Here is an 11,252-nt window from a genome sequence, read left to right as displayed (position 1 = left end):
CCGGTCACTCTACGAACGACCACCGACATTCTTGAGGCATCCGCACGCCCACGAATCACCTGTGGAAAACCCGGTCAGAAGCACTTTGTTGAGGACAAGCCGGCGCCTAAGCCACACTCGTCCGGACGGTGCCACAGGTGCGCCACGGACTATCGACGTCGACGGGTCGGGAACTCAGTACTCGCCCTTGATCACGAAGTAGGAACCCCGGATGACGCCGGCCAGTTTCGATTTCTGCCTTGCGAATTTGAATCGAGTGGCCAGTTCTTCGGGCACCTCCATGCCGTCGGCGAGCTTGAACCCGACGGCTCGCTTCTGACCGTCCTCGATGCCGTACATGACGTTGATCGACAATCCGGACTCGTAGAACACGTAGGCCATCCGAGTTCCCTCGACTTCGAAGGCGGTCACCTCGAGCGGGCTCGAGGCGATGACGATGTCACGCTCCTCCCTGAGGATGCGGCTCACCCACTCGAGCACGTCCGGAGCGTCGCTCACAGGGCTGACGGTGAAGACATGATCGTATTTGTTCTTGAAGTAGCGCGCCTCGTTGGCCCGCAAGCCGGCGAGCGCGTCCGTCACCGGCGACGATTCAAGTCCGACGGTCGATACGTTCACGAAGTCGACAATGTACGACATGCGGCCCCTCTTCGTTTGTGGTGCCGCCCACGCTAGCGCCGCATCCGCCTTCAGAGTATCGAACTAGCCGCAGAGTTCTTTAGCGATGCCGGCCTGCGGCGACACGATGATCTGGCTCACCTTGTCCTCCAGTACCACAAAATGGATCCACTTCCCCTCTCCGCTGGCCAGTGCGTACTGGGCGATGGGAGTGCCGGCATCCTGGTACGTGATCGCGGGGTACGCGATCGTGAGCTGGTCGAGCGTGGCACCGATTCCGATTCCCGCACTCGTCCGCGCCGACGACGTGGCGGAGCCAGCCGCGCTCTCCCCGGTCTGCACGACAACCTGCTGGATGATGCCGTCGCCGCCCTGATCGGCGATGACGAAGCTGGGGGATCCGGCCTCGGCGAAAGTGACGACAGAACGTGAGGGGCACTCGTCCCAGAGGGTCTGGCTGAAGGCGGTCATCGACTCCTTGGTCGAAGTCAGATCAGCCCCGAGCACCATCGGTCCGACACCGGAGAAGCCGATGATCCACGAGCTCGGGTCGTTCAGGTTAAGTGGAGCCGCTGTTGCGGTCACCGTAGGTGCAGACGTAGGCGCCGCGGTGGGCTGGATCGTGCTGGCGATCGGAACGGCAGAAGCGGTCGAACCCGGCGCCGGCGCATCCGCGTGCTGGCTGGAGCATCCGGACAGCAGGAGGCCCAGCGCCAGGATTCCGGCGAGCCTTGCCGTGGTGAGTCCGGATAGGTCGTGCACCATGTCGATTCCCCCGAGTTCTTGCTGATCAACCTAGCCAGAAGGCTAGCGCACCCAGAGTTCCGGCCCGCATAGGCCAAAATCGCGACTGATGTGGGATTTCGGCTCCGGCGGTTGGGCGCCCCATTGCACAGTGGAATGAACAGTGGTTCCGTGGATCCACGGATGCCGGAACCCCCCTCCCATCATCTCAACGACATTCACCATTCGACCTTCGAGCAGAGGAACCCGAACATGAATCTCGATCTTGCCGGAAAGACAGCCGTCGTCACGGGTGCCAGCAAGGGCATCGGACTCGCGGTGACCACCGCGCTCGTCGCCGAGGGAGCGCAGGTGATCGCAGGCTCCCGATCGTCGTCCTCCGAACTCGACGCTCTCGGCGACGCTGTCCGATTCGTTGCGGTTGATCTGTCGACCCCGACCGGCCCGGACAGGCTGATCGCCGAAGCCGCCGATGGCCTCGACATCCTCGTCAACAACGTCGGTGCGCTCACACCGCGCACTACGGGATTCCTCGACGTGACCGACGAGGACTGGCTCAACACCCTGAACCTCGATCTGATGGCCGTTGTGCGCACGACCCGAGCGGCCATTCCCCGGCTGATCGAGCGGGGAGGCGGAACCGTGGTCACCATCGCTTCCGTGAACGCTTACCTTCCCGACCCCGGAGTCATCGACTATTCCGTCGCGAAAGCAGGGGTCTGGAACCTCTCGAAGGCGCTCTCCAAGGAGTTCGGTGACCGGGGCATCCGCTTCAACACGGTCAGCCCCGGGCCGGTTTCGACGCCGCTGTGGTTGGGCGAAACCGGGGTGGCGTCGACGGTCGCTAAGGCCATGGGCGTCTCCCCCGACGAGGCACGCAAGCGCATCATCGAAGCCGGCGGCGGATTCTCCACCGGCCGCTTCACCGAACCAGGGGAAGTCGCGGACCTCGTGCTCCTGCTGGCCAGTGGGCGGGCCGGCAACGTCACGGGTGCCGACTTCAGAATCGACGGCGGGCTGACGAAGGAACTCTAGAACGACAGCGTGAGACGTCGCCGAGTGGGCGGAGAAGTTCCTGCTCACTCAGCGGGTGGCCGTCGCCCCGGGTTCCGCCTTTGGATCCGCCGGCGAGGGCTGGATCCGGGTCTGTCTGGCCGGACAGCAGGAACCGCTCCTGACGGCGCTCTCCCGCCTGCCCACACCCTGAGCCTTCACCCGGACGATGCCTGCGGTCGCGGGCTGGGCAGGGTGGCTACCTACTCCCGGCCGTCCTCAAGCGGGATGAGCATGGTGCGGAACGGTCCGGCGACGGCGTGGAGGTCCCAGATGCGATCGGCGACGCCGTCGATGCCGTTGGCCAACTGAAGCTGGGGAATGCCGCCCGGGATCACAAGCTGGCTGACCCGGATGCCCTCATCCGACAGGGCATCGTGGAGCATCTCGCCGTAGGCGCTCTCGGCCGGGAAGGCCACCGAGGTTCCCGCGAAGCCGGCGCGGGCCTTCACAGAGGTTCCGCCGTTGATCAGGATGATGCTGCCGCTCCCCGCCAGCCGCATTGCCGGGAGCACCGCACGCGCCGCGTGGATGAGCCCGAGGGCCGAGAACTGCAGTGCCTCCAGAGCCAGCTCCGGAGTCATCTCGAGAACCGGCTTCAGGTAGTCGCGGGACGGGAGCGGGCTGTACTGCAACACCGTGATGGCTCCGAGCTCCGCTTCGGCACGCGCAAGGGCCGCCTCGAGCGATGCCGGCGTGAGGACATCCGCTGCGTACGCCCTCGCGGTGAAGCCGGCGGCGGCCAGCTCGGCTGCCATGGCGTCGAGTTTCGACTGATTCCTGGCGATCAGGGCAATAGAGAAGCCTTCGCGCCCGAACCTTCGCGCGACGGCGGCGCCGAGTCCCGGTCCGGCTCCGATGATGGCGATGACGGGCACGGTGGTCTCCTTCGATGGATGCTGCTGCGATGACTATCGCAAGGAGCACGAGCCTAACGCGAAAGCGGGTCTCAACCGGACGAGCGCAGACCGCGACCGGTTACTTTTCGGCCACTTTCGCTTGCCGCGCGCGCAGATATCCGCGCACAAATTGCCACTCCATGATGAGGCCGAGAGCTGTCAGGATGAATGCGGTCGGGGTCCGGTCATCCCCATCACAACCGAAACCACGACGATGGCCGCACAGATCAACATGTTCCACAACGCCGCTACTATTCGACCGTTTGGTGAAGTGAGCCAACCGAGTCCGTTGTGATCACTCACCGAATCTGCCCTGTGAGTGCTCCGATTGATACGCAGGTACCGAGAACCACGAGGAGTGCGCCGCTCACCGCCATCAGTGCGGGTGATTGAGTTCGCTGCGATACGCGGAGGCCCTGCTGGCGTCGTTGGCGTCTCGCCAACTCCGATATCCGAGCGCGCTTCACGATGAACGTCACTCCGAATGCAATCGCGAACGGTCCCCATAGGAGCGCAAATACCTGGCCGGAGCTCATGGTGTGAATCCTACGGGCCGAAGAAAGTTCGCCCGGCTGTTTCGCGCTCGGAGTCTCCTGCGCGGTTCGGGTGCCATCCGCGCGACGCCAACAACGGAAGAGCGACGACCGGCACCTCTGCCGGTCGTCGCTCAGAAATTGGGATGCCGGAGGCTAGACGTTGAAGCGGAACTCCACGACGTCGCCGTCCTGCATGACGTATTCCTTGCCCTCGATACGGGCCTTGCCCTTGGCGCGGGCCTCGGCGATGGAGCCGGCGGCGATCAGGTCGTCGAAGGAGAAGACTTCGGCCTTGATGAAGCCCTTCTGGAAGTCGGTGTGGATCACGCCGGCGGCCTGCGGGGCGGTCCAGCCCTTGTGGATCGTCCACGCGCGGGTCTCCTTCGGGCCTGCCGTCAGGTAGGTCTGCAGGCCGAGGGTGTCGAAGCCGATGCGGGCGAGCTGGTCGAGACCGCTCTCGGCCTGGCCGGTCGAGGCGAGCATCTCCGCGGCGTCGGCCGCGTCGAGCTCGCTGAGCTCTGACTCGAGCTTGGCGTCGAGGAACACTGCGTTGGCCGGGGCGACGAGGGCGGCCAGCACGGCAAGCTTCTCGGCGTCCTGCAGCACGGCCTCGTCGACGTTGAACACGTAGATGAAGGGCTTGGCGGTGAGGAGGCCGAGTTCCCGGATCGGCTCGATGTCGAGCTTCGCGGACGACAGCGGCTGGCCGGCGTCGAGCACGGCCTGCGCCTTGAGCGCGGTCTCGAGCACGATCGGAGGCATCTTGCGGCCCTTGACCTCCTTCTCGAAACGACTGATGGCCTTCTCGAGGGTCTGCAGGTCCGCGAGGATGAGCTCGGTGTTGATGGTCTCCATGTCGCCGGCCGGGTTCACGGCGCCGTCGACGTGCACCACGTCGGGGTCGGCGAATCCGCGGATGACCTGCGCGATGGCATCCGCTTCACGGATGTTCGCGAGGAACTTGTTGCCGAGGCCTTCGCCCTCGCTCGCGCCGCGCACGATGCCGGCGATGTCGACGAAGGACACCGGTGCCGGGAGCAGGCGTTCGCTGCCGAAGATCGCGGCGAGCGCGGCGAGCCGGGAGTCCGGCAGGTTCACGATCCCCACGTTCGGCTCGATCGTGGCGAACGGGTAGTTCGCCGCGAGCACGTTGTTCTTGGTCAACGCGTTGAAGAGGGTGGACTTGCCGACATTGGGCAGTCCGACGATTGCAATAGTAAGAGCCACGAGAATCCATCGTACCGGGCGGGCCCCGCCGGGCCTGTCGGTGGGCCGTGAGAGCATGAAGGGGTGCCCCTCAACTTCACCGCGATCGACTTCGAAACCGCCAACTCCTCAAGCGCCTCCGCGTGTTCGGTCGGGCTCGTGAAGGTGCGTGACGGGCTCGTGACCGATCGGGTCGGCTGGTTCATCCAGCCCGCGCCCGGGCACGACGAGTTCCTGAAGTGGAACATCAAGATCCACGGCATCTACCCGGCGGATGTCTTCGGCGCCCCGACCTGGGCCCAGCAGCTCCCGGCACTGGTCGCCTTCGCCGACGGTGACACCCTAGTGGCCCACAACGCCGGCTTCGACCTCGGCGTCATCAAGACCGCCTCGACGGTCGCGGGACTCCCGGTGCCCGACTTCAGCTATGTGTGCAGCCTGCAGGTCGCCCGCCGCACGTACCACCTCGACTCGTACCGGCTCCCGGTCGCCGCGATGGCGGCCGGTTTCGAGGACTTCGCGCACCACGACGCCCTCGCCGACGCGGAGGCGTGCGCCGCCATCATCATCCACGCGGCGAAACGGCACGGCGCGGACACGGTCGAAGACCTGGCCCGGATCACCAAGGTCGCGGTCGGAGCCATCGGGCCCGTCGCCATCGCAGCGAAGGCCGCGGTCCACGGGCCGATGGCCCTGAGCTAGCAGCAAGACGATCCGGGCCGCCATCGTGGACTCCGAAGACCTGCCACTGAGCCCCTGGCCCCAGGACATGCAGATCAACGTCGAGGAGTGCTGGTCGCCCCTGACCTTCCTGCTCTTCGTGCGCAGCGCCTGGCACCTCGAGATCGACAGCGTTCCGCGCCTGGATTCGGAGCCGGACCCGGGTACCTCGCGCCGGCCGTCCGACCTCGACGTCGACGCCGCCGTGCAGCGCTGGCTGGCCGAGTGGCGGCGGGCCTGGACCCACTTCGACGTGGCCGAACCGACCGTGAGCATCCCGGACGAGGAGATCCAGCGCCTCCTGGACACCCTCACCGACGCGGAGCTGTGGGCGGCGACATCGACCTCGACCTGGCCCTCGGACTTCTGGAACTCCGGCATCGACCAGGAAGCCTATGGAATGTGGCGCACGACGATGCCCGCACCGCTCGGCGCCCTGCCGGAGAACCGCGTCATCCCCGCGCTCGTCACGGCAGGACAGGGCGGCCTCACGACGATCATCCAGCTGCCGTACCTCGGATTCTTCGCGCAGCGGATCAACCGGGAACACCTCGTCGTGTCGCGGACCACCCGGAACGACCCGGAAATGCTGACTCTCGCGCTCGCGCTCGAAGCCTGACGCGCTCCCAGCTCACCGGGTCGCCAGACCGGTGAACCCTCCTCGGCGGGTTCCCGCCTGCCGCGACGCCAATGTCGGTGGCCACTGGCAGGGTTGAGACATGGATCCCTGGCTCACCCTCCTTCTCGGCATCGCCCTCGGCGCCGTACTCGGCGCCCTCTGCACGGTCATCGTGCTGCAACGCCGCGCCGCCCGGGACGGCGCAGCCACGCCCACCGTCGATCCCGCCGTTCTCGAAGCCCGCCACCAGGTCGACCTCGCCGAACTGCGGTCCTCCGAGGCCGCCGTCTCGGCCATCCTGCGTGAAGAACTGGCCTCGGTGCAGGCCACGACGGATGCCCTCCGCGAGCAACTCGCCGAGGCGCAGCGCCGGGGACGCGAGTTCGACGAGCGGCACCGCGAGGAGGCCGCCGCCCGCACCGAACGCGAACAGCGGGAGAGCAAGGTCCTGCAGGCCCTGGCCCCGGTGCGGGAAAGCCTGCACGACATGCAGCTGAAGGTCTCCGAACTCGAGGCCCAGCGCAGCCTGCAGCACGGCGAGCTCAGCCAGCAACTCCGCAGTGCCACTGAATCCGAAGAGCGCCTGCGCAGCACCGCCGAGTCACTGGCTTCCGCTTTACGCGCCAACAACACGCGCGGAGTCTGGGGCGAGACCCAGCTGCGCAGCGTCGTCGAGGCCGCCGGGCTCATCGAGCGGGTCGATTTCGACGTGCAGTCGAGCATCAGCTCAGACGCGGGCGCCGGCCGGCCTGACATGGTCGTGCACCTGCCCGGAGGCAAGAACATCGCCGTCGACGCCAAGGTGCCGTTCACGGCGTTCCTCGAGGCGAGCCAGATCCCGGCGACGGCCACCGGTGCGGAGGGCGCACGGCGCACGGCTCTCCTGGGCGCCCACGTGAAGGCAGTGCGCGACCACATCACCGCCCTCGGCAGCAAGGCATACTGGCAGGGCCTCGAGGCCTCCCCCGAGATCGTGATCGCGTTCATCCCGAGCGAGTCGCTCGTGTCGTCCGCTCTCGAAGCCGACCCTTCGATCATGGAGTTCGCCTTCTCCAAACGGGTCGCGCTCGCCTCCCCCGTGACGCTCTGGTCGGTGCTCAAGACCGTCGCGTTCACCTGGCAACAGGATGTGCTCACGCACGACGCGAAAATGCTCTTCGACCTCAGCCGCGAGCTCTACGCCCGGCTGGCCGTCACCGCCACCCACATCGAGAAGCTGGGGCGCTCCATCGAGCGCACCGTCAAGGACTACAACGGTTTCGTCGGTTCGATGGAACGCCAGGTCCTGCCGACGGCGCGCAAGCTCAACGCACTCGACGAGTCCAAAGTGCTCGCCCCGCTGGCGGGCGTCGAGGAGTCCCCGCGGGAACTCGTCGCCTGGGAGTTCGTGACCGAACTGGAAGCCGCGGGACTCGCCGAGGCAGAACTCGAGGCATCCGCCCACCGCGCGGACTGAGCGGGCGCAATACGACAATCGCCGTTCCGGCCGAGCGTCTCCCGAAGAACGGGGGTACTCGGCCGAAACGGCGATTGTTGTAGGGAGATGCGGGGGTGCGGTCAGTGCGAGGTCAGTGCCCGCGGGCTACAGCCACTTGGCGGCGAGGTGGTCGGCCACGACCCGGCGGACGGTGCCGGACTTGCCGCGCATGACGATGCTCTCGGTGCGAATGATCGGACCCTTACGACGCACGCCGTCGACGAGACCGCCGTCGGTCACGCCGGTAGCGACGAAGAAGGTGTTGTCTCCCGAGACCATGTCGTCGAGGTCGAGCACCTTGTCGACGTCGAGTCCGGCAGCAATGGCCCTGGCACGTTCGGCGTCGTCCTTGGGGGCGAGTCGGCCCTGCATGAAGCCGCCGAGTGCCTTGAGCGCGCACGCCGTCGTGATGCCCTCCGGGCTGCCGCCGATACCGACGCACATGTCGATGCGGGTGCCGTAACGGGCGGCGTTGATGCCGCCGGCGACGTCGCCGTCGGACATGAGACGGGTGCCGGCTCCCGCGCTCCGGATCGCGTCGATCAGGCCTTCGTGGCGCGGACGGTTGAGCACGGCGACGACCATCTCGCCGATGGGCTTGCCGGTGGCCTGGGACAGCGCGCGCAGGTTGTCGCCGATTGGCTGGTCCAGGTGCACGACGCCGAAGCCGGCGGCGCCCGTGACGATCTTGTCCATGTAGAACACCGAGGAGGCATCGAGCATCGTGCCCCGGGACGATACGGCGATCACCGAGAGCGCGTTCTGGCGCCCCTCGGCCGTGAGGCTCGTGCCGTCGATGGGGTCCACGGCGATGTCGCAGGCCGGACCGGTGCCGTTTCCGACGTGCTCGCCGTTGAAGAGCATCGGGGCCTTGTCCTTCTCGCCCTCGCCGATGACGATGACTCCATCGAAGTTGACGGTACCGAGGAAGACTCGCATCGCGTCGACGGCGGCCTTGTCAGCCGCGTTCTTGTCTCCGCGGCCGATGAACGGCACCGCGCGGATAGCCGCGGCTTCGGTCGCGCGCACCAGCTCCATGGCCAGGTTTCGGTCCGGGTGGGTGAAATTGGGGGCGATTTCGGGGCTGTTCACAGATGGTCCTTCCCGGACGAAGAGTGCGGCAGTGGCAAGGCCCAGCGTTGGGCCGGCGCCGGTCGCCCAGCGCTGCCGTTTAAGAGCCTAGCGCCCGCCCAGCGGGAACGGCTGATGTTTCCCGTCCAGCCATCCAGCCGCCATCGGTAGGATGGGAAGACCGAATCTGTACAACCGAGGAGACGCAGAAACATGCCCATCGCAACCCCAGACCAGTATGCAGAGATGCTCAACAAAGCCAAGACCCAGGGTTTCGCTTACCCGGCGTTCAACGTTGCGTCTTCCCAGAGCATTAATGCCGTCCTGCAGGGCCTGACTGAAGCCGGCTCCGACGGCATCATCCAGGTCACCACCGGTGGCGCCGATTATTTCGCCGGCCACACGGTCAAGAACCGCGCATCCGGTGCGCTCGCCATGGCTCACTTCGTGCAGTCCGTCGCCGACAATTACCCCGTTACCGTTGCCCTGCACACGGACCACTGCCCCAAGGGCGCCCTGGACGACTTCGTCCTCCCCCTCATCGCCGCTTCGGAAGCCGAAGTCAAGGCCGGGCGCAACCCGATCTTCCAGTCGCACATGTGGGACGGTTCCGCCATCCCGCTCGCCGAGAACCTCGTCATCGCGAAGGACATCCTCAAGCGCACCAAGAACATCAACGCGATCCTCGAGGTCGAGATCGGCGCCGTCGGAGGCGAAGAAGACGGTGTCGAGGGCGACATCAACGAGAACCTGTACACGACCCTCGCCGACGCGAGCGCCATGATCGACGCCCTCGGCCTCGGCGAAGACGGCCGCTACATGGCCGCGCTGACCTTCGGCAACGTCCACGGTGTCTACAAGCCCGGCAACGTGAAGCTGCGCCCGGAGCTCCTCAAGGAGATCCAGGACGGCCTCGCCGCCAAGTACGGCACCGGCCCGAAGCCGCTTGACCTCGTCTTCCACGGCGGGTCCGGCTCGACCGCCGACGAGATCGCCGAAGCCGTCGCCAACGGCGTCGTGAAGATGAACATCGACACCGACACCCAGTACGCGTTCACGCGTGCCGTCGCCGGCTACATGCTGAAGAACTACGACGGCGTCCTCAAGATCGACGGCGAAGTCGGCAACAAGAAGCTGTATGACCCGCGCGCCTGGGGCAAGGTCGCCGAGACGGCGATGGCCGCCCGCGTCGTCGAAGCCACCCAGCAGCTCGGCTCCGCTGGACACTCGGAGAGCTAATCCGGAGTAAATTCATCCAATGGGCGAAACATCGGCGTACTCCAGCCACCTGTTCGTGCGGGGAACCCGCAACAACAGCTGGTCCAACATGCTCTCCTTCATTCCTGAAGGATCGAGGGTGCTGGATGTGGGGTGCTCGGCCGGAAATTTCGGTGAAGCCCTGGAACAGATGAATAACTGCACCGTCGTCGGTGTCGACCTGAATCCGGTCGACATCGACGAGGCGCGGGGCAAGATCTCCGAGGCCTACGTGCTCGACGTGAGCGACACGGCCGCCGTCGCCGGGCTCGGAGCTTTCGACGTCGTGCTGTTCGCCGACGTCCTCGAACACCTGCCAGACCCGCGCGCGACCCTCGTGGCCATTCGCGCCCTGCTGCGGCCCGGCGGAGTAGTGGTCTACTCGATTCCCAATATGGGTCACCTTTCCGTACGGCTGGACCTGCTCGAGGGCCGGTTCACCTACACGGAGACCGGGCTGCTCGACAAGACCCACCTGCATTTCTACGATGCCTTCGAGATCGAAGACATGTTCACGGCCGCCGGTTACGGCATCCGTGAGGAGGACCCCGTCGTCTCGGAATATCCGGAACGCTGGGTGACCGAACGTCTTGCCGGCCTCGGACTCACCGCGGACGAGACGTTCTTCGACCTCCTCAAGGCCACGGACAGCCACGTCTACCAGTACGTCGGAGTCGCGATCCCCCTGGCCTCCCTGCCGCGGAACACCGCGCCGATCCGCACGCGTGCAACACCACCCGACGAGATCCTCGGATTCGCGAACCGGATCGCCGCCGAGAACGAGGCGCTCAAGAACACGGATGCCGCCCTCGTCACAGCCGCCCAGGCCCGCCTCGAGGCGGACCTCCTCGCCGCTGACAAAGCAACCGCCCTGGCCGAACGGGACGCCGCGACGGCCGAGCTCGTCGCCACCTCCGCCGCCAGGGATGCCCTGGCCGGCGAAGTAGCCGGTCTCCGGGCGCACCTCACCTATATGAAGACGCACCCCGTCGCCTTCCTCACCCGCAAATTAGTCGAACGGCTCCCCCGTGCCCAGCGAAAACGTCCCTGAC

12 protein-coding genes are annotated in these 11,252 nt (G+C 66.3%); 7 read left to right on the top strand and 5 right to left on the bottom strand.

Features of this window, described 5'->3' with window-relative positions; all coding sequences use genetic code 11:
* Window positions 1-174: 174 nt before the first annotated feature.
* Window positions 175-639, bottom strand: coding sequence for a phage tail protein (locus tag QN357_RS14990; protein WP_322189592.1), 465 nt, complete (start codon window positions 637-639; stop codon window positions 175-177).
* A gap of 63 nt (window positions 640-702) precedes the next feature.
* Entirely contained in the window at window positions 703-1,383 is a 681-nt protein-coding gene (locus QN357_RS14985) for a hypothetical protein (protein WP_322136202.1), read from the bottom strand.
* A gap of 231 nt (window positions 1,384-1,614) precedes the next feature.
* Here QN357_RS14985 and QN357_RS14980 point away from each other — a divergent pair, with 231 nt between their 5' ends.
* On the top strand, window positions 1,615-2,397 hold the full coding sequence (locus QN357_RS14980) for an SDR family oxidoreductase (RefSeq protein ID WP_134449505.1): 783 nt from the start codon (window positions 1,615-1,617) through the stop codon (window positions 2,395-2,397).
* Window positions 2,398-2,618: 221 nt separating this feature from the next.
* Here the strand turns inward: QN357_RS14980 and QN357_RS14975 are convergent, their stop codons facing one another.
* Complete coding sequence (locus QN357_RS14975) at window positions 2,619-3,293, bottom strand: SDR family NAD(P)-dependent oxidoreductase (protein WP_322136203.1); 675 nt, start codon at window positions 3,291-3,293, stop codon at window positions 2,619-2,621.
* Here QN357_RS14975 and QN357_RS14970 point away from each other — a divergent pair.
* Complete coding sequence (locus tag QN357_RS14970) at window positions 3,283-3,609, top strand: hypothetical protein (protein WP_322136204.1); 327 nt, start codon at window positions 3,283-3,285, stop codon at window positions 3,607-3,609. The genes QN357_RS14975 and QN357_RS14970 overlap by 11 nt on opposite strands.
* Before the next feature lie 394 nt (window positions 3,610-4,003).
* Here the strand turns inward: QN357_RS14970 and ychF are convergent, their stop codons facing one another.
* Window positions 4,004-5,077 (bottom strand): redox-regulated ATPase YchF, encoded by a 1,074-nt coding sequence (ychF, locus tag QN357_RS14965; protein WP_134449502.1) that lies wholly within the window; start codon window positions 5,075-5,077, stop codon window positions 4,004-4,006.
* Between the two features lie 63 nt (window positions 5,078-5,140).
* On the opposite strand from ychF, the gene QN357_RS14960 reads away from it, so the two are divergent.
* The 3 genes from QN357_RS14960 (at window position 5,141) to rmuC (ending at window position 7,851) form a co-directional block, all read left to right on the top strand.
* Window positions 5,141-5,758, top strand: a complete 618-nt coding sequence (locus QN357_RS14960; RefSeq protein ID WP_134449501.1) for an exonuclease domain-containing protein — start codon at window positions 5,141-5,143, stop codon at window positions 5,756-5,758.
* 25 nt (window positions 5,759-5,783) lie between these two features.
* A complete protein-coding gene (locus QN357_RS14955; RefSeq protein ID WP_322136205.1) occupies window positions 5,784-6,395 on the top strand; it encodes a hypothetical protein in 612 nt (203 codons plus the stop codon).
* 100 nt (window positions 6,396-6,495) lie between these two features.
* Window positions 6,496-7,851, top strand: coding sequence for a DNA recombination protein RmuC (gene rmuC, locus QN357_RS14950; protein WP_134449499.1), 1,356 nt, complete (start codon window positions 6,496-6,498; stop codon window positions 7,849-7,851).
* Between the two features lie 126 nt (window positions 7,852-7,977).
* Here the strand turns inward: rmuC and glpX are convergent, their stop codons facing one another.
* Window positions 7,978-8,910 (bottom strand): class II fructose-bisphosphatase, encoded by a 933-nt coding sequence (glpX, locus tag QN357_RS14945; protein WP_134449619.1) that lies wholly within the window; start codon window positions 8,908-8,910, stop codon window positions 7,978-7,980.
* 246 nt (window positions 8,911-9,156) lie between these two features.
* Between glpX and fbaA the strand changes: the two genes are divergently transcribed.
* Together fbaA and QN357_RS14935 are read left to right on the top strand one after the other, a co-directional pair.
* Window positions 9,157-10,182 (top strand): class II fructose-bisphosphate aldolase, encoded by a 1,026-nt coding sequence (gene fbaA, locus QN357_RS14940; protein ID WP_134449498.1) that lies wholly within the window; start codon window positions 9,157-9,159, stop codon window positions 10,180-10,182.
* Window positions 10,183-10,201: 19 nt separating this feature from the next.
* Complete coding sequence (locus QN357_RS14935; RefSeq protein WP_134558099.1) at window positions 10,202-11,251, top strand: class I SAM-dependent methyltransferase; 1,050 nt, start codon at window positions 10,202-10,204, stop codon at window positions 11,249-11,251.
* The last annotated feature ends 1 nt before the right edge of the window (window position 11,252 follow it).

Origin of the sequence: Cryobacterium sp. RTC2.1 (genome assembly GCF_035018685.1) — a bacterium.
Classification (GTDB): domain Bacteria; phylum Actinomycetota; class Actinomycetes; order Actinomycetales; family Microbacteriaceae; genus Cryobacterium; species Cryobacterium glucosi.
Note: the sequence above shows the minus strand (reverse complement) of the source record. Positions and strands in the feature narration are given on the sequence as shown.

What these genes read in the sequence shown, in the direction of transcription:
- QN357_RS14990 (WP_322189592.1), bottom strand. Translation starts at nt 639, where the DNA reads ATGTCGTACATTGTCGACTTCGTGAACGTATCGACCGTCGGACTTGAA.
- QN357_RS14985 (WP_322136202.1), bottom strand. Translation starts at nt 1,383, where the DNA reads ATGGTGCACGACCTATCCGGACTCACCACGGCAAGGCTCGCCGGAATC.
- QN357_RS14980 (WP_134449505.1), top strand. Translation starts at nt 1,615, where the DNA reads ATGAATCTCGATCTTGCCGGAAAGACAGCCGTCGTCACGGGTGCCAGC.
- QN357_RS14970 (WP_322136204.1), top strand. Translation starts at nt 3,283, where the DNA reads ATGACGGGCACGGTGGTCTCCTTCGATGGATGCTGCTGCGATGACTAT.
- rmuC (WP_134449499.1), top strand. Translation starts at nt 6,496, where the DNA reads ATGGATCCCTGGCTCACCCTCCTTCTCGGCATCGCCCTCGGCGCCGTA.
- glpX (WP_134449619.1), bottom strand. Translation starts at nt 8,910, where the DNA reads ATGGAGCTGGTGCGCGCGACCGAAGCCGCGGCTATCCGCGCGGTGCCG.
- fbaA (WP_134449498.1), top strand. Translation starts at nt 9,157, where the DNA reads ATGCCCATCGCAACCCCAGACCAGTATGCAGAGATGCTCAACAAAGCC.
- QN357_RS14935 (WP_134558099.1), top strand. Translation starts at nt 10,202, where the DNA reads ATGGGCGAAACATCGGCGTACTCCAGCCACCTGTTCGTGCGGGGAACC.